Below are 16,737 nucleotides of genomic sequence, written 5' to 3'. Positions count from 1 at the left end.
TTCGCCCGGAGTCAATGGTCCCCGCGGTGCCATGAACAGAACGGGGAATGACATGACAAGCCGCCTGACGAGCCTGATCGCCACTGCCGCGACGGGTGCGATCCTGCTGGTGAGTGGAGCGGCCGCGACCAGCGCCGCCGCCGCCGAGCCCACGACCACGGCGAGCGCCGCCGAGGCCGCGCCGCTCCTGGTCTGGCAGAAGTACGGGAACTTCCCGCTCAGCCAGTGCGTCAACTGGGGCACCCTCCTGGTCAACAACGGCCAGGCCGCCGCATGGCAGTGCGTGTCCATCGGCTCCGGCATCCACGAGCTGTGGGTCCTGCGCTGATCCGAGCGATTCCCATCCGCTGGTGAGGGTCCTCCTCGGGGGGCACAGGGCGGAGGACCCTCACCGTGGCGGACCGGCTGCCGCGCGACGGCATCAACCCCTGTCACTACGGGCAGCATCCGGCGGACACGCACACACCCGCCGGGCCGGACCGACCCGGCGGGATGGCGCACATGGTTTACGGGGGAACCGTGAAAATGATGGACAGTCACGACCATATGAACCGTGCGGACGAGTCGACGGGCCGCAGACCCGTGGCGGTAGCCCCGCCCACACCCGGCAACCGGCTACCCGCACCCCGCATCGCACGCACCATCCTCATCACCGCGCTCCTGGGCTACGCGCTCCTCACCATCACCAGCATCCTCACCGCCGGAGTGTCCCCTACAGCCGAAGCAACCGGGCTGCTCCTGCTTCTGCCGATCCTCGCCCTGCAGCTTCTCCACTCCACACCCGGCGGCAACCAGGCACCCCTGTCCCGTACCTGCCTGATCCTCGCCCTCCAGGCACTCCTTACCTATCTCCCACTCATCATCTTCCAGGCCTACTGGGAAACCATGGCCGGCTATCTCGCCGGCTCCTTACTCCTTCTCCTGCCGGCCCGATTGGCCTGGCCCCTCTACGCCACCGTGGGACTCAGCATGCTCATCCCACCACTCCTGACCGGCCGGCCCCTCCTCGACAGCATCAACTTCACCCACACCACGCTCCTGACCGGACTCGTCCTCTACGGACTCACCCGCCTGGCGCACCTCATCACAGACCTCCACACCACCCGTGGGGAACTCGCCTGCCAGGCCGTCACCGGAGAGCGGCTCCGCTTCGCCCGCGACCTCCACGACCTGCTCGGCTTCAGCCTCTCCGCCATCGCCCTCAAGACCGAACTCGTCCACCAGCTCGTCCCCACCCAACCCGACCGCGCCATGAAAGAGATCAACGAAGTTCTCACCCTGGCCGGCCAGTCCCTCACCGACGTCCGCAGAGCCGCCGGCGGCTACCGCGCCATCTCACTCCAGCAGGAGATCAGAACGGCACAATCCATGCTCCAGGCCGCCGGCATCCACGTACACGTAGAAATGGAACTCGCCACGCTCTCCCCGCACATCGACACCGCACTCGCCACCACCCTGCGCGAAGCCGTCACCAATCTCCTCCGCCACAGCAGCGCCACCCACTGCCGCATCAGAGCCGTCCACCACGGCGGTGTCGTCCGGCTCCTCATCGAAAACGACGGCGCCGACCCCGGTTACCGCAATACCGCACCCCACAGCGGCAACGGACTCGGCAACCTTCAGGCGCGCATGACCGCCATCGGCGGACGCCTCAAAACCGGCCACGTAAAGGACGGCACGTTCCGGCTCCTCGCCGAAGCACCCGCGAGACCCTCGGACACACCCGTGGAAGCCACGGGCGCCGCCGTGCCCGCCCCCGCCGGAAGGTCGCACATGTCCTGATCAGTCATCAGATCGCTCTCGGTGATACCGAGTGAGGCCAGTGTCTGCCACGGCCACACGGTGCCGATCGCGGTGCCGGAGGTCGTACCGTCGTCGTTCCTGAGCTCGCTCATGAGGCCCTCACGCTCGTCGTCGGCCGGGCGCGGCGGCGCGCGAAGCGCAGCCACAGCAGCTGGGAGATGAGCCAGCGCCGCATCGCGTCGAGATGGGCGGGCGAACCGTGCACGTCGTCGAACGTCTTGAACCGGACGTCGTCGAGCGTGCCGCGCAGCAGCGCCTGATCCGTGTCCGGGATGATCTCGTCGCGGCTGCTGGCGACGTACCTGACGGGTATCCGCACCTGCCGGAGCTGCTCCGGTGTGAGCGCGAACTGCGCCAGCCGGTGCCGGAGTTCGGTGAGGTCCTTGCTGCCGGTGAGGCGGCGCAGGGTGTCGGTCGTGATGCCGGGCACCCGAGGCCACCAGGCCTCGTCGGTGAAGAAGTCGGCGACGGGCGCGCCCACGGTGAGGACGCGGCGGATGCGGGGGTCCTCGGCGGCGGCGCCGAGGGCGAGGTGGCCGCTGAAGCTGAGGGCCAGCATCGAGGTGTCGGAGACCTGGGCGCGGTCGGCGAGCTGGTCGAGCAGGAAGCTGAGGGTGCGCCAGGAATCGGGGCCGTAGGTGACGGTGTTCTCGCCGACGCCCGGCAGCTCGGTGACGACGGCGGCGAAGCCGAGTTTGCGCAGCAGGGGCAGCAGCGGCGCCCACTGTTCCTTGACGCTGACGATGCCGCCCATGACGACCAGCAGCGGGCGGGACCTGTCGAGCCCGGCAGCCCAGCAGGCGACGGTGCCGTCGGCGTGGTCGAACTCCAGGCGCTCGATGCCGTCCTGGTCACCGCGCCACTGGTCGAAGGTGTCGACGCAGAGCCGCTGGGCGTGCAGGCGATCGGCGTCACCGTGGTACGGGAAACGGGCGAGCGCGTAGTGCCGGCACGCGTCGAGGAGATCACCGCGGGTGGCGGCGGCCCGGCCCTCGGCGGTCCACACCGCGGCCCAGGAGTCCGGATCCCCCGTGGTGTCGTTGGTGATACGGGCGAGGACGCGCGTGGCGTGCTCGGCCGTCATGCCCTGGCCCCGGGCGTGCAGGCGGGCGAATTCCTTGAGTTCTTCCAGATGGTCCATGGCTGTCGAGTCACCGTCCCCGGTCAGTGGGTGGCGCCGTCGAGACGGCGCGGACCGAGGCCCGAGGCCCGGTCGGCTGCGATGTGGTGGTTCGGACGGCCCCGGACCTTGACCGGGCCGGCCGATGCCGACCGGTGTCGTACGGCCTGTGAGCGAGGGCCGTACGACACCGGTGCGGGCCCGCCGCCGCGACACGGATCCGTGTCGCGGCGGCGGGTACTCAGCTCTGCTGGGCCAGGTACGCCTCGACTGCGTCGGCCGCGACGGCCGGACCGTCCATGGACCGCATGCGCTCCCGCATGGCCCGCACCCGGTCGGTCACGGACGCGTCGCCCGTCACCTGGGCCACGGCCTCGCGCAGGCTCTGCACCGTGACGTCCTCCTTGGCCAGACGGCGGCCGAGGCCCAGCTCTTCCACGCGCTGGGCGTTCGCCCGCTGCTCGCTCGTCTGCGGCACGACCACCATGGGCACGCCGTTGTCCAGCGACTCCATGGTGCTGTTCATACCGCCGTGGGTGATGAACAGCTTGGCGTGGCGCAGCACGTCGAGCTGCGGCGCGTACCGGCGTACGTCGACGTTCGCGGGCAGCGGCCCGAGGCCGGCGGGGTCGGTGTGCTCACCGACGGTGATGAGGACGTCCCACTCGGAGTCGGCGAAGGCCTCGATGGCCATCGTGAAGAACTCCGACCAGCCCCTGGCCGAGGTGCCGAGCGAGATCAGCAGCACGGGCCGGTCCGCCGAGGCCGGCTGCCAGCTGCCCTGGTAGGGGCGTTCGGCGATGCAGGGCCCGGTGAAGACGAACCGTTCGTCGAAGGTCTCGCCCGCGTACTGGAATTCGCGCGGGAGGAAGATGATCCCGAGCTTCTCGATCCCCGCAAGGAAGCCCATCGGGTCGGGCGCCAGGCCGAACTGGGGCAGCACACCCGCGAGCTTCTTCACCGCTTCCATGATCTGCGGGTCGTTCAGCTCCGCCACCGGGAACTTCTCCCGGAGCGAGAAGTGTTCGTTCGCCCCGAACACCGGATAGGTACGGATCAGCGGAATGTCGTTCTTGGCGGCGAAGAACCGCGCTCCCCACGCCATGAAGTCATGGACGATCACATCCGGCCGGTTGTCCTCGTAGAACGGCGCGACCTGTTCCACGAGGGAGGTGCTTTCGTCCAGGCACCGCAGTCCCTCGCCCGCGTTCTCCTCGGCGGTCAGGGGGGCGCGGTAGAAGTCGCCGAAGACCGAGTCGTACCTGACCGCTTCGGCGCCGGCGGCCTTCACTATGGGGGCGAAATGGTCCGTCGCGGTGCAGGTGACGCGATGACCTCGTTTCACCAGTTCCTCGACCACGCCGATCGTGGGATTGACATGGCCTACGGCCGGAAAGTTGAAGAAAGCGATGTGGCGTTGCACGAATGTCTCCTTCCATGCCCTGCCGGTGTCCTTCGGCCGGTCATCGCCGAGGGGCCCGGGCAGCGGCCGCTCATCCAGTTCTGAGGGGTTCTCCGCGCGAGGCGGACCGGTGTGTCTCGTCGAGAAGTTCCGCCTGCCGCAGGGTGGCGCGGGTGTCCGGGAGGGTTCCGGTGCGTACCGCGGCGGCGAAGGCCGCGACGGTGGCCGCCACCTGATCGTGCGGTTCGAGCCGGATCTCCTCGGTCTTCCCGTCGCGGTGCAGGCCGATCACGGGGACGTGGTCGGCGGGCGGGGTGAACGCCCGGTCGACGGTGATGCTGCCCTCGCTGCCCCACAGTTCGTACGACGAGCGGTAGGCGTGCTCCATGCCGAAGGTGATCTGGGCCGTGACGGCGCCGGGAGTGCTCAGCAGCGCGGCGCCGGAGGTCTCGACCCGACGTCCCGCGCCCCGGACGAGGCGGGCGCCGACGACGTCGAGTTCGGGGCCGAGGAAGTGCAGTGCGGCCCGGAGGGGGTAGACCCCGACGTCCGCCAGTGCCCCGCCGCCGAGTTCGGGGTCGTATCTGATGTCACCGTCCGGCTGTGGGGGGATGGTGAACGCCGCGTGGAACGACCGCAGTTCACCTATCGCGCCGTCGGCGACCAGGCGCTGCACGGCCCGGTGCCGGTGGTGATGGACGAACATGACGTTCTCCATGAGCACCAGGTCGCGGGATGCGGCGAGTTCGAGCAGTTCGCCGGTGCGGTGGCGGTCGGTGGTCAGGGGCTTCTCGGCGAGGACGTGCCGGCCCGTGTTCAGTGCCGCCTCGGTCCACCGGGCGTGCAGCGCCGCGGGCAGCGGTATGTAGACGGCCTGGATGTCGTCGAGTTCGAGGAGCTCGCCGTATCCGTGCACGGGACGGCAGCCGAAGCGCTCCGCGACCTGCCGCGCCTTGGCCGGATCCCGGCTGGCCACGGCCGCGATCTCGATGTCGGGGCAGGCGGCGAAGGCGGGAAGCATACGGCGCACCGCGATGCCCGCGCATCCGATCACTCCCACCCGCAAGGGTCCGGTCACCGGGTACTCGTCGCCGTCGCGTTGAGGCAGGCGAGCATGGTGCGGGCCTGGACGTTGAGGTAGTGGCCGTGCCGGACCAGGGTGGTGAGCTGCGCGGGGGTGACCCAGGCATAGCCGGGCGGCGGGTCGAGCGGAGCGTCGGCCTCGTCCGCCTCGACGATGAGGAAGCGGCTCTCGGCGTTGAGGAAGCGCCCGCCCTCCTCGGAGTGCACGACCTCGTAACGGATGCGGTCCGCGCCGGCGCGCAGCACCGTGTCCAGGAACCGGGGGCGTTCCTTCTCGGGCAGGTGGGCGTAGTTGTCCGGAGTGCACTGCACGGTCGGTCCCAGCTCGAGGGTGTCGAGGAAGCCGGCCTCCACCCGGGCGTGCGCCAGCACATGCTGGACGCCGCCGAACTCGCGGGTGAGGAAGGCGGTGACACCCAGGCCGACCGGCTCGAACAGGGGCTGGGTCCAGCCCGTCACCTCGCGGTTTCCCGCCCGTACGGACACGGCCACGACGTTGAAGTAGCGGCCCTCCCCGTGCTCGATCTCGCTCTCGCCGCGCTTCCAGCCGGGAATGGAGTCCAGCGGGACGCGCTCGGTCCGCACGGAGTGCCGGGTGCGCTCGCCCGTGATCCAGGAGAGCAGTTCGATGTCGGAGAGCAGCGCGCCGTCCGAGCCGTCCGCGAAGGGCAGGCAGGACAGCACCGTACGGGAGTCCATGTTGACCACGTTGTCCCGGCTCAGCAGCTCGTGGATCTGCCCGAGGGTGAGCCAGCAGAAGTCGTCCAGCAGCGGGACGTCACCCACCGCCTCCACCACCATGTTGCGGTTGGACTTGCGGTAGAACCACGAGCCGTGCTCGGACTGGAGCACGTCCGCGACGATCCGGCCGCGGTTCGGCCCGACGAAGTACTCGATGTACTTGACGTCCGCGCCCTTGTGGGCCTTGGTGTAGTTGCTGCGGGTCGCCTGGACCGTGGGCGAGAGCTGGAGCAGGTTCGGGTTGCCCGGCTCCATCTTCGCCTGCATCAGGAAGTGCAGCACCCCGTCGAATTCCTTGACGAGGATGCCGAGGATGCCCACCTCGGGCTGTTTGATGATGGGCTGGTACCAGTCGGCGTAGGGACCGTCGCCGTGCGGTTCCCCCTCCTCCGTGACATGCAGGCCCTCGACGGTGAAGAACCGGCCGCTGCGGTGCACCAGGTTCCCGGTGGACTCCTGGAACGACCAGCCGTCCAGCTCCGCGAACGGTATCCGCTCCACCCGGAAGGTATTGGCCCTGCCCCGCTCGGCCAGCCAGTCGCCGAAGTCTTCGGTACGCAGGTGCGCACCCTGGGCGGCGGCGGCCGACAGAGCGATGCGGTCGGGCAGGCTCTTGTTCTCACGCGTCTGGATGATGTGGGACGGCATCGGAGGGACTCCCTGCCTTTCTCGTGATGCGTACGCGGCCGGGTCAGGCATCTTCGGCCGCGAGGAGGTCGTTGAGAACCAGGCGGTAGTAGTCGGGGCCGAAGCCCATGTCCGCCACGTGAGGGACCAGGGCGAGCAGCTTCTTGGTGGAGATGGCGTACTGGACGCCCGTGGCCACGTACTCCTTGCGCGGTTCGAGCCCCAGCGCGCCGGCGAGATGGTCGACGATGTCTTCCACCGGGACGGCGAAACCGGAGGCCACGTTGACCGTGTCGGCCCGCAGACCCGCGGCGAGCAGCCGGTCGATGATCGTTATCGCGTCGCTGACCCGGAGCAGGTCACGGCCGGCGCCCCGGTGCATGGTGACCACCCCCTCGCGTACCTGCCGCAGCAGCGTGGGGATGAGCTGGTGGTAGCGCCCGTGCGGTCCCACCAGGTGCGCCAGCCGGAGGATGAGGTAGTCGACCCCGGAGTCACGCAGCTGGTCCTCGAGCTCGAGTTTGTGTGCGCCGTAGGAGGTGTAGGGGGTCACCGGGGTGTCCTCGTCGCCCGGTCCCTCGGCGAACCCGTACATTCCGGTCGCGGCCGTGGAGAAGAACAGCAGCCGCTGCCCGTTGGCCGCGCACTGCTTGGCGACATCGCGCAGCAGTGCGGCCTCCCGCGCGAAGTCCGCGTCGGTGGCCCCGCTCGTTCTGGACTCCCCCGCGGCGAGGGCCACGGTGCCCGGATGCCGGCCGGCCAGCGGACGCAGACTCCGCGCCAGGAAACCGGTTCCCACAATGTCCATCGTCCTCGTCCTGATCTCTGGGTGGGAGGCGGTCCGTCGGGCTCAGCCGCGCTGGGCCACGAACTCCTTGATCGTGGCGGTCATGTAGTCGAGCATTTCGTCGGTGAGCCCCGGGTAGACGCCGATCCAGAAGGTGTGCTCGGTGATGACGTCGCTGTTGGTGAGCTCGCCGACGATGCGGTGGGGCTGGCCGATGTAGGCCGGCTGGCGGGTGAGGTTGCCGGCGAACAGCCGCCGGGTGCCGATCTTCCGCTCCTCCAGGTGGGCGACCAGTTCGGCGCGGGTGAAGCGGGCCTCGGGGTCGACGGTGATGACGAAACCGAACCAGCTCGGCTCGGACCGCGGGGTCGGCTCGGGGAGCAGCAGGCCCGGCACACCGTCCAGTCCCTCGCGCAGCCGGCGCCAGTTGCGCCGCCGTGCCTCGATGAAGCCGTCGAGCTTGGCGAGCTGCGTGAGGCCCAGCGCGGCCTGGATGTCGGTTCCCTTCAGGTTGTAACCGACATGGGAGAAGATGTACTTGTGGTCGTATCCGGCGGGCAGGTTGCCCATCTGGTACTCGAACCGCTTGAAGCAGGTGTTGTTCTTGCCGGGTTCGCACCAGCAGTCCCGCCCCCAGTCGCGCAGCGACTCCACGATGCGGGCCAGGCCGAGGTTGGAGGTGAGGACACAGCCGCCCTCGCCCATGGTGAGGTGGTGCGCGGGGTAGAAGCTGACCGTGGTCAGGTCGCCGAAGGTGCCGGTGATCTGACCGTCGTAGGTGGAGCCGACCGCGTCGCAGTTGTCCTCGATGAGGAAGAGGTCGTTGTCCTTGGCGAGCTGGGCGACCTCGGCGACCTCGAAGGGGTTGCCGAGCGCGTGCGCGATGATGATCGCCCGGGTCTTGGGGCCGATGGCCCGCGCCACCCGGTCGGCCGTGGTGTTGTACGTGGTCAGATCCACGTCCACGAAGACCGGCAGGAGGCCGTTCTGCAGGATCGGGTTGACGGTGGTGGGGAATCCCGCCGCGACGGTGATCACCTCGTCGCCCGGCTTCAGCCGCCGGTCACCGAGCTGGTGCGAGGTGAGGGCCGAGACGGCGAGGAGGTTGGCCGACGAACCGGAGTTGGTCAGATGGGCCTTGCGTCGCTTCAGGCGCTTGGCGAAGTCGGACTCGAACTTCTTGGAGCTGGGCCCGGCGGCGATGCGCATGGTCAGCGCGGCCTCGACAATGGCGACCCGGTCCTCTTCGTCCAGGACCGCGCCGGAGGGCCAGATCTCGGTCACCCCGGGCTCGAACTCCCTTTTGGGCGCGGTCTCCCGGTGGTACTTGCGGACCTCGTCCAGCACCAGTTCTTTGTTGTCGCTCATGGTCATTTCCTTCCGTTGACTGGCGCCGGCAGCACGGCCGCGAGCAGGTCGCGCAGCGAGGCGTCGAGGGTGCGCCGCGGCTGCCATCGCAGGAGCCGCAGCGCCCGTGAGACGTCCAGTTGCAGCCACTCCGCGTCGGTGCGTGCGGGCTGGTCGGCAACGGCCTCGACGACCGGGAGATCCACACCGCTGAGTTCGACCATGCGATGGATCAGCGCATGCATCGGAACCGCCTCGCCGCGGCCGATGTTGACCACGTGGCCACTGAGGTCCGCCCCCGGCGCGATGGCGGCGGCCCGTACGGCGTCGACGGCGTCATGCGCGTCCACGATGTCGCGGTGGGCGCGCAGCGGCGGGAGCCTGAGCTCGTCCGGCTTCTCGCCCAGGAGCTGGGCGCGGGCGGCCTCGCCGAGGTGCGCGGCGACCATGCCGAAGAGGCTGCCGGCCGGCACCCCGGCGCCGATCACGTTGGCGAGGCGGAGTACCACACCGTCCAGGCCGTGTTCCGCCGCGGCCCGTAGCACGATCCGGGTGCCGAGGAGTTTGGTGCGCCCGTACGGTGTGACGGGAGCGGGCTCGTGCTCCTCGGAGGTGCCGGCGCCCGGCGTGCCGGCGCCGTACTCGTGGACGGTGCCGAGCTGGATCAGCCGCGGCGGGCGGGGCAGGCCGACGAGTGACTCCGTCACCCGGGCCACCAGGTCCGCGTTGCCTGCGGCCATCTCGGGCTCGCCGGACTGCCAGACCCGGCCGGCGGCGTTGACCACCACGTCGGGCCGCACCGAGCCGAAGAACTCGGTGAGTTCTCGCGGGCCGGCCGCCAGCAGGTCCATGCGGACGGAACGCGGGTCCGCCGGGGCGTCCGCCGCCGGGCTCCGGGACACCAGGTGCACCAGGGCGCCGTCGGCGGTGAACGCCTCGCCGATGCGGCGGCCCAGATAGCCGGTGCCCCCGAGCACCACGACGCGGAGCCCGGCGGCTCCGCCGTTGTCAGCCGTCCGCACGTTCGGCCCCGTACTTGACGGTCTTCCACCAGTCGGGGTTGTCGCGGTACCAGGCCACCGTGGCGGACAGGCCCTCCTCGAATCCGGTCAGCGGCGCATAGCCCAGCTCTTCCCGGATCTTGGACTCGTCGATGGAGTACCGCAGGTCGTGCGCCTTGCGGTCGGCGACACGGCGGATCATCTCCGGTCCCGAGCCGGTCAGTTCGAGCAGCCGCTCGGTGATGTCGCGGTTGGTCTGCTCGTTGCCGCCGCCGATGTTGTAGATCTCACCGGCCCGGCCGCCTCCGAGCACGAGGTGGATGCCACGGCAGTGGTCGTCCACATGCAGCCACTCGCGGATGTTGAGTCCGTCGCCGTACAGCGGCACCTGCTGCCCTTCGAGCAGGTTGGTGACGAACAGCGGGATGAGCTTCTCGGGGTGCTGGTACGGCCCGTAGTTGTTGGAGCAGCGCGTGATGGAGAGGTCCACTCCGTGGGTGCGCCAGTAGGTGCGGGCGACCAGGTCGGAACAGGCCTTGGAGGCCGCGTAGGGGGTATTGGGCAGCAGCGGCCAGTCCTCGGTCCAGGAGCCCTCCCCGATCGAGCCGTACACCTCGTCGGTGGAGACGTGCACGACCCGCTCGACACCGCTGTCCAGCACGGCGTCGAGCAGCGTCTGGGTGCCCAGGACGTTGGTGCGGAAGAACTCCCCCGCGCCCTCCAGTGAGCGGTCCACGTGGGACTCCGCGGCGAAGTGCACCACGGCGTCGTGTCCGGGCAGCAGTTCGCGCAGCAGGCCCGAGTCGCAGATGTCGCCCCGGACGAACTCCAGGCGCGGGTGCGAGGCCGGCAGGTTGGCGCGGTTGCCCGCATAGGTCAGCTTGTCCAGGGCGGTGACCTTGGCGCCCTCCCACCCCGCGTAGTTGTCCGCGAGGAGGTTACGGACGAAGTTGGAGCCGATGAAACCGGCTGCTCCTGTGATGAGGATCCTCATGCCGCGACTTCCACTCGGGTGTGGTCTCCGACCACCAGGCGGTAACGGTCCGTGCTCTGCCCGATGGTGCCGACGGAGGCGGAGCGACCGATGACGGAACTGCGCAGGCCCTGGACGCCGGTGACCGACGCGCCGTCCAGGGCTATGGAGTACTCCACCCGGCTTCCGGTGATCGCACAGCCGCGTCCGATGGACGTGTGCGGGCCGATGTGGCTGTCCTCCACGACCGTGCCGGCACCGATGATCGCCGGCCCCTCGATGTGGGAGCGCACGATGCGCGCCCCTTCTTCCACGACGACCGGTCCTGCCAGCACGCTGGCGTCGTCGACCTCACCGGCCACGGAGGGCCGCAGGTTCTCCAGGATGTGCTGGTTGCACTCCAGGACGTCCTCGACGTTCCCGGTGTCCTTCCAGTACCCCTCGTACTGGCTGGCCCGCACATCCGCTCCCGCCGACACCAGCCACTGGATCGCGTCGGTGATCTCCAGCTCGCCGCGGGCGCTGGGCTCAATGGCCTCGACCGCCTCGTGGATGGCGTCGGTGAAGAAGTACACGCCCATCAGGGCCAGGTCGCTGCGCGGCTGCTGCGGCTTCTCCACCAGGCGCAGCACCTCGCCGCCGGGGCCCAGTTCGGCCACGCCGAAGGCGCGCGGGTCCGGGACCTTGTACACCACGACATGGGCGGCCGGGCGGTGCGCGGCGAACTCCTCGGCGATGCCGACGATCCCCTCGGGCAGCATGTTGTCGCCGAGGTACATCACGAAGTCGTCGTCGCCGAGGAAGTCCCGGGCGATGGCGACGGTGTGGGCGAGGCCGAGCGGAGCTTCCTGCTGGATGTAGGTCAGCTGTGCCCCGAACCGCGATCCGTCCCCGAGCGCCTGGTGGATCTCGGGGGCGCGGTCGCCGACGATGACCCCGATCTCGGTCACGCCCAGGTCCAGGATGTTCCTCAGAACGTGTTCCAGGACGGGCGTGTTCGCGATGGGGATGAGCTGTTTGGGCATCGAGTAGCTGAAGGGCCGTAGGCGGGTGCCCGATCCGCCGGCCAACACCAGAGCCTTCATGGCAGGTCCTCTCGATTCATGTGGTGATGCCTTTTCGGTCTGGTGCGCGGTTCGCAGCCGCTCGGCCGTGCACTCGTCGTCCCGGTGCGCCGGCGGCCGGCAGGACAGGGGTGTCGCCGCGTCAGGCGGCGTCGAAATCGGACAGCGTGCCCGCTGCCAGGGCCTCGGCCAGTGTGGGCGCCTTCGCGTCCTTGTCCGAGATCAGCGGTGTCCCGGCGCAGTCCCAGGGCAGGTCCAGGTCGAGGTCGAGCGGGTTGATGTCGATCTGTGTTCCGGGGACGTACGTGCTGGAGACGACGTAACAGATGCAGCTGTCGTCGGTGAGCGCCAGGAATCCGTGGCCGACGCCCTCCGGGACGTACACGGACCGGCCCGAGGCGGCGTCCAGTTCGTTCACCTGGTGCTTGCCGAAGGTGGGCGAACCGACCCGCAGGTCGACGACGATGTCGCGCAGCGCGCCCCGGACGCAGGTGACGAACTTGGCCTGCCCCGGAGGGCTGCTCACGCTGTGGATGCCGCGCAGGGTGTGGCGCTTGGAGACCGAGTAGTTGATCTGACGGGGCTGGAAGGTGATCCCCGCGGCCCGCTCCAGTTCGTCGGACCGCATCGACTCGTAGAACACACCACGGTCGTCGGATATGTGGTCCGGCTCGATCAGAAACGTGCCGGGGATGGTGGTTTCCTCGATGCGCACGGCTCGCTCGCCCTTTCGTCCTGAACTCGACTCGTGCTGTGCGGGCGAAGGCCGGCCGCTCAGCCGCGATGCTCCGCGGTCAGCCTCTCCAGGACCGGGACCACGTCCTTCGGCGCCGGGGCGGCCAGCATGTCCTCGTACAGACCGCGGGCCCCGAGCTGGAAGGACGGCTCCTCGATCAGCCGGACGAGGTCCTTCTGCGTGCTGCCTGCGTCGATCGTCGCCGGGTCGGCGACCAGTCCCGCGCCCCGCCGCTCGACGTACCGCGCCGTGACCATCTCGTCCCACATCGGGAGCGGCACGACGAGCTGCGGCACCTTGAAGGCGACGGCGGCGGCGAACGTCCCGCCGCCACCGTGGTGGATGATCGCCGAGCTGGTGGGCAGCACCTGGTTGAGCGGTACGTACTCGATGGCGCGGACGTTGTCCGGGAGCGTGCCCACGGCGGTGAGCTGCTCGCTGTTCAGCGTCGCGACCAGTTCCAGGTCCAGGCCGGACACGGAGTCGAAGAACTCCCGCATCGGGAAGCCACTGTGCTTCCCGGCGAGCAGTCGGCGGCTCACACCCAGGGTGAGCACCGCGCGGGGCCGCTCGGGCCGGGCGTGCAGCCACTGAGGAAGCGTGGCGGCCCCGTTGTACGGAACCCGGCGGACCGGGACGTACATCAGGTCCAGCGGGTTACGCATCCGGGACTGGGTCAGGTCGAGGGTCCACTGGCCGACCAGCGTCTCCTCGGTGAAGTCGAGCCCGTAACGCTCCAGCACCGGGCCCAGCCACGCCATCCACGGGTCCTCGGTCAGGCCCGAGGACGGATCGGCCAGCTCCTGCCGTGTCTTGGAACGGATCAGACCGATGTTGTCCATACCGAACAGAAGGCGGGCATGGGCGGCGCCGCAAGCACGCGCGGCCACCGCCCCGGTCGGCGCCAGCGGATCCCACAGCACCAGGTCAGGACGCCAGTCCCGGGCGAATTCCACCAGCTTGTCCAGGATCGGACGAGGCCCGCCGCTCGCCGGCCCCGGCGGGTAGTACGCGTTGAACATGCCGCCGAGGACGGCCCTGGCTTGGCGCCAGGCGTTCTCGTCGTCAGGGTCGAGCGCCAGGGTGGGCCTGCTGGGGCCCGCACCGGCGATGAGGGGCGCCAGTGAGGCGGTGAGCTCCTCCTTGCCGCCCAGCGACACCGCGGTGAGGCCGGCCGAGGTGATGTTCGCGATCACCTTCGGATCGACCACACCCTCGGGGCTCGCCACCACGACCTCGTGACCGGCACTCTGCAGCGCCCATGCCAGCGGAATGGCTGGATAGAGATGTGCCGATGTCGGGAAGATGGTGAAAAGAACGCGCATCGCTGACCTCTCCGAGACTGCCGGCTCAACGCCGACGCGTGCTGTTCGCTCTCGAATCCTGCGAGGGGGCTCTAAAGAGCCGCTTGTGCAGAGCGGACAGGGAGCAGCCTCCCGTCGGCGGCCGGCACGGTGGCCACGTCTTCGTCTTCGCGCGGGCGTTCCGCCGCCGCGGCGCGGGGTGACCGGCTCCCGGGAGCCGCCCGGGCTCCATCGCCCCGGGTCCTGTCCGGCGGATATTCGCGGATCAGCCCATGGGGTCCAGTGCCGTGTCGCCAGCCGGAGGATCACCCATGTACTGGATGTATTCGGGCGTTCCGACAAGCCAGCGAGGTGCCGTAGCTGTCGTGGTGCGCCCGCCAGGGATTACGGGACGGCCCTTAGGGCCGATTGGTTCCGCAAATTTGTGTCCACGAGACCCTGATCGCTGCACACGCTTTACCACGTTGACTTATCATCCCCGCAGGATGACGCACATGGTTGCGGGGGACAGGTTGCAGATGATGGACAGTCACGACCGTTCCGACAGTGCGGACGAGTCGCGGGGCCGCAGACCCGAGGCGGTAGCCCCGCCCAGCCCCAGCAACGACCTTCCCGTTTCCCGGCTGGCGCGCACCATCCTCATCACCGCGCTGCTGGGCTACGCGCTCCTCACCGCCATCGGCATCCTGAGCGCGGGAATGTCCCCGACGGGCGAGGCAACCAGCCTGCTCCTCCTGCTGATCCTCGCCCTGCAACTCCTCCACTCCGCACCGGGCAGCAACCAGGCACCCCTGACCCGGAAATGCCTGATCCTTGCCTTCCAGGCACTCCTGACCTACCTTCCGATCCTTGTCTTCCATGGCTACTGGGAAACCATGGCCGGCTACTTGGCCGGCTCACTCCTGCTGCTCCTACCACCCCGCGTGGCCTGGCCGCTCTACGCCGCCGTGGGCCTCAGCATGCTCATCCCACCCCTCCTCGACGGCCGACCGCTCATCGAGAGCATCCCCTTCTCCCACACCACACTCCTCGCGGGACTCGTCCTCTACGGGCTCACCCGGCTGACGGAACTGATCACACACCTCCACACCACCCGCGGTGAACTCGCCCGCCAGGCCGTCACCGGAGAACGGCTCCGCTTCGCCCGCGACCTCCACGACCTCCTCGGCTTCAGCCTCTCCGCCATCACCCTCAAAAGCGAACTCATCCACCGCCTCATCCCCACCCACCCCCACCGCGCCATGAAAGAGATCAACGAGGTCCTGACCATCGCCGGCCAGTCCCTCGCCGATGTCCGCAAGACCGCCAGCGGTTACCGCACCATGTCACTCCAGCAGGAGATCAGAACCGCGCAGACGATGCTCGACGCCGCCGACATCGACGTACAGGCGCAGGTCGAACTCGGCACACTCTCCCCCCACGTCGAGACCGCGCTCGCCACCACGCTGCGCGAAGCCGTCACCAACCTGCTGCGACACAGCAACGCCACACACTGCGGCATCAAAGCCGTCCAACAGGACGGCCTGGTGCGCCTCGTGGTCGAAAACGACGGCGTCGACCCCGCTTACCACAACCCCGCACCGCACAGTGGCAGCGGACTCGGTAACCTCCACGCACGCATGACCGTCATAGGCGGACGCCTCGAATCGGGCCCCGGAAAAGACGGCATATTCCGCCTCCTCGCCGAAGCGCCCACGAGAAGGACATCGGAAACCTCCGCGGAATTAGCTGCGGAGCCAAGGGAGATCACGTTCCCGCCCAATGGATCAGCCGCATGACCGCGCAAGCCTTCAGCAACGGTACGGACCACGACACCTCGCCACGATCCGAGCCCGCACGGACCGCAGACGGGAACTCAGTGATACGGATACTGATCGCAGAGGACATGAACATGGTCCGCGGCGCCCTGGTCGCTCTGCTGAATCTCCAAGAGGATCTCGAAGTGGTCTGTGAGGTCGAACGCGGGGACCAGATCGTCGACATGGCGCTCAAGCACCGGCCCGAGGTCGCCATCATCGACATCGATCTGCCCGGTGTCGACGGTCTGTCAGCGGCGACTCAGCTGCGCGAACGGCTCCCCCAGTGCCGCGCCCTCATCCTCACCAGCCTCGGCCGGCCCGGCACCCTGCGCCGGGCCCTTGAGGCCCGGGTCTCCGGATTTCTCCTCAAGGACGCGCCGTCCGCCGAACTCGCCGCAGCCGTACGGCGGGTGGCCGCGGGGCACCGAGCCGTCGACCCGGAACTGGCGCTGGCCGCCTGGGGAGAGTTCGAGAACCCCCTCACCGACCGGGAGGCCCAGGTACTGCGGCTCGCGGCGGAAGGCGCGGAGGCACGGGAGATCGCCTCCATGCTGCGGTTGTCGGCGGGGACGGTGCGCAACTATCTGACCACCATCGTCACCAAGCTCAACGCGCGCAACCGGGTCGACGCGATCCGTATCGCCAGGGACGCGGACTGGCTGCCGTAACGGCATCCGCCGGTCGCGGTCAGGCGGCTTTGGCCGGTCACAAGGGTCGCTCAATACCGTTCGGCGGCAGCCACCCAGCTGCGTCGACGGGAAGGAGCGGCCGGTGGCCGTTGACACAACTCATACCAGTGATACGAGCGCCCCCGGGAGCACGGACGGAACGACTCGTCCGGCTCCCGGGGTCCGTCGTCTGGACCGGGTGATCATCCGTTTCGCGGGTGACTCGGGTGACGGGATGCAGCTGACGGGTGACCGGTTCACCTCGGAGACGGCGTCGTTCGG

Annotated in this window: 15 protein-coding genes; 4 read left to right on the top strand and 11 right to left on the bottom strand. The window is 69.1% G+C overall.

Going from position 1 to position 16,737, the window contains the following annotated elements; all coding sequences use genetic code 11:
• The first annotated feature begins 52 nt into the window (after nucleotides 1-52).
• The gene (locus ACFVWW_RS25595; RefSeq protein WP_386877913.1) at nucleotides 53-328 is read left to right on the top strand and encodes a hypothetical protein; all 276 of its coding nucleotides are present in this window, start codon (nucleotides 53-55) and stop codon (nucleotides 326-328) included.
• 200 nt (nucleotides 329-528) lie between these two features.
• Nucleotides 529-1,782: a sensor histidine kinase gene (locus ACFVWW_RS25590; RefSeq protein ID WP_386877914.1), complete on the top strand. Its 1,254-nt coding sequence runs from the start codon at nucleotides 529-531 to the stop codon at nucleotides 1,780-1,782.
• 109 nt (nucleotides 1,783-1,891) lie between these two features.
• On the opposite strand, the gene ACFVWW_RS25585 is transcribed toward ACFVWW_RS25590, so the two are convergent.
• The 11 genes from ACFVWW_RS25585 to ACFVWW_RS25535 all read right to left on the bottom strand — a co-directional run bounded on the left by ACFVWW_RS25585 (nucleotide 1,892) and on the right by ACFVWW_RS25535 (nucleotide 14,009).
• Nucleotides 1,892-2,944 carry an alpha/beta hydrolase gene (locus ACFVWW_RS25585; RefSeq protein WP_386877915.1) on the bottom strand — a complete coding sequence of 351 codons (1,053 nt, stop codon included), beginning with the start codon at nucleotides 2,942-2,944 and terminating at the stop codon, nucleotides 1,892-1,894.
• Between the two features lie 220 nt (nucleotides 2,945-3,164).
• Nucleotides 3,165-4,346 (bottom strand): macrolide family glycosyltransferase, encoded by a 1,182-nt coding sequence (locus tag ACFVWW_RS25580; RefSeq protein ID WP_386877916.1) that lies wholly within the window; start codon nucleotides 4,344-4,346, stop codon nucleotides 3,165-3,167.
• Nucleotides 4,347-4,416: 70 nt separating this feature from the next.
• Nucleotides 4,417-5,403, bottom strand: a complete 987-nt coding sequence (locus ACFVWW_RS25575) for a Gfo/Idh/MocA family protein (RefSeq protein WP_386877917.1) — start codon at nucleotides 5,401-5,403, stop codon at nucleotides 4,417-4,419.
• Nucleotides 5,400-6,797: an NDP-hexose 2,3-dehydratase family protein gene (locus ACFVWW_RS25570; RefSeq protein ID WP_386877918.1), complete on the bottom strand. Its 1,398-nt coding sequence runs from the start codon at nucleotides 6,795-6,797 to the stop codon at nucleotides 5,400-5,402. The genes ACFVWW_RS25575 and ACFVWW_RS25570 overlap by 4 nt, the downstream gene beginning before the upstream one ends.
• Before the next feature lie 43 nt (nucleotides 6,798-6,840).
• Entirely contained in the window at nucleotides 6,841-7,584 is a 744-nt protein-coding gene (locus ACFVWW_RS25565; RefSeq protein ID WP_386877919.1) for an NAD-dependent epimerase/dehydratase family protein, read from the bottom strand.
• A gap of 42 nt (nucleotides 7,585-7,626) precedes the next feature.
• On the bottom strand, nucleotides 7,627-8,931 hold the full coding sequence (rfbH, locus tag ACFVWW_RS25560) for a lipopolysaccharide biosynthesis protein RfbH (protein WP_384193459.1): 1,305 nt from the start codon (nucleotides 8,929-8,931) through the stop codon (nucleotides 7,627-7,629).
• Nucleotides 8,932-8,933: 2 nt separating this feature from the next.
• The gene (locus ACFVWW_RS25555; RefSeq protein WP_384337696.1) at nucleotides 8,934-9,932 is read right to left on the bottom strand and encodes an NAD-dependent epimerase/dehydratase family protein; all 999 of its coding nucleotides are present in this window, start codon (nucleotides 9,930-9,932) and stop codon (nucleotides 8,934-8,936) included.
• Entirely contained in the window at nucleotides 9,919-10,905 is a 987-nt protein-coding gene (gene rfbB, locus ACFVWW_RS25550) for a dTDP-glucose 4,6-dehydratase (protein WP_384193463.1), read from the bottom strand. The genes ACFVWW_RS25555 and rfbB overlap by 14 nt, the downstream gene beginning before the upstream one ends.
• Nucleotides 10,902-11,969 (bottom strand): glucose-1-phosphate thymidylyltransferase, encoded by a 1,068-nt coding sequence (locus ACFVWW_RS25545; RefSeq protein ID WP_384193465.1) that lies wholly within the window; start codon nucleotides 11,967-11,969, stop codon nucleotides 10,902-10,904. Before ACFVWW_RS25545 ends, rfbB begins: the two co-directional genes overlap by 4 nt.
• 121 nt (nucleotides 11,970-12,090) lie before the next feature.
• Complete coding sequence (locus tag ACFVWW_RS25540) at nucleotides 12,091-12,663, bottom strand: dTDP-4-dehydrorhamnose 3,5-epimerase family protein (RefSeq protein WP_384193468.1); 573 nt, start codon at nucleotides 12,661-12,663, stop codon at nucleotides 12,091-12,093.
• A 59-nt stretch (nucleotides 12,664-12,722) separates the two neighbouring features.
• Nucleotides 12,723-14,009 carry an activator-dependent family glycosyltransferase gene (locus tag ACFVWW_RS25535; protein WP_384193471.1) on the bottom strand — a complete coding sequence of 429 codons (1,287 nt, stop codon included), beginning with the start codon at nucleotides 14,007-14,009 and terminating at the stop codon, nucleotides 12,723-12,725.
• A gap of 464 nt (nucleotides 14,010-14,473) precedes the next feature.
• Between ACFVWW_RS25535 and ACFVWW_RS25530 the strand changes: the two genes are divergently transcribed.
• Both ACFVWW_RS25530 and ACFVWW_RS25525 read left to right on the top strand, forming a co-directional pair.
• Nucleotides 14,474-15,766 carry a sensor histidine kinase gene (locus ACFVWW_RS25530; protein ID WP_384193474.1) on the top strand — a complete coding sequence of 431 codons (1,293 nt, stop codon included), beginning with the start codon at nucleotides 14,474-14,476 and terminating at the stop codon, nucleotides 15,764-15,766.
• Nucleotides 15,767-15,846: 80 nt separating this feature from the next.
• Entirely contained in the window at nucleotides 15,847-16,455 is a 609-nt protein-coding gene (locus ACFVWW_RS25525; protein WP_384193475.1) for a DNA-binding response regulator, read from the top strand.
• Nucleotides 16,456-16,737 lie beyond the last annotated feature (282 nt).

Source organism: Streptomyces sp. NPDC058198, assembly GCF_042882605.1.
Lineage (GTDB): Bacteria > Actinomycetota > Actinomycetes > Streptomycetales > Streptomycetaceae > Streptomyces.
This window is presented reverse-complemented; position numbering and strand designations above follow the sequence as displayed.

Excerpts from the sequence above, each read along its gene's own strand:
- ACFVWW_RS25595 (WP_386877913.1), top strand. The coding sequence starts at position 53 with ATGACAAGCCGCCTGACGAGCCTGATCGCCACTGCCGCGACGGGTGCG.
- ACFVWW_RS25590 (WP_386877914.1), top strand. The coding sequence starts at position 529 with ATGGACAGTCACGACCATATGAACCGTGCGGACGAGTCGACGGGCCGC.
- ACFVWW_RS25585 (WP_386877915.1), bottom strand. The coding sequence starts at position 2,944 with ATGGACCATCTGGAAGAACTCAAGGAATTCGCCCGCCTGCACGCCCGG.
- ACFVWW_RS25570 (WP_386877918.1), bottom strand. The coding sequence starts at position 6,797 with ATGCCGTCCCACATCATCCAGACGCGTGAGAACAAGAGCCTGCCCGAC.
- ACFVWW_RS25565 (WP_386877919.1), bottom strand. The coding sequence starts at position 7,584 with ATGGACATTGTGGGAACCGGTTTCCTGGCGCGGAGTCTGCGTCCGCTG.
- rfbH (WP_384193459.1), bottom strand. The coding sequence starts at position 8,931 with ATGAGCGACAACAAAGAACTGGTGCTGGACGAGGTCCGCAAGTACCAC.
- rfbB (WP_384193463.1), bottom strand. The coding sequence starts at position 10,905 with ATGAGGATCCTCATCACAGGAGCAGCCGGTTTCATCGGCTCCAACTTC.
- ACFVWW_RS25545 (WP_384193465.1), bottom strand. The coding sequence starts at position 11,969 with ATGAAGGCTCTGGTGTTGGCCGGCGGATCGGGCACCCGCCTACGGCCC.
- ACFVWW_RS25535 (WP_384193471.1), bottom strand. The coding sequence starts at position 14,009 with ATGCGCGTTCTTTTCACCATCTTCCCGACATCGGCACATCTCTATCCA.
- ACFVWW_RS25530 (WP_384193474.1), top strand. The coding sequence starts at position 14,474 with ATGACGCACATGGTTGCGGGGGACAGGTTGCAGATGATGGACAGTCAC.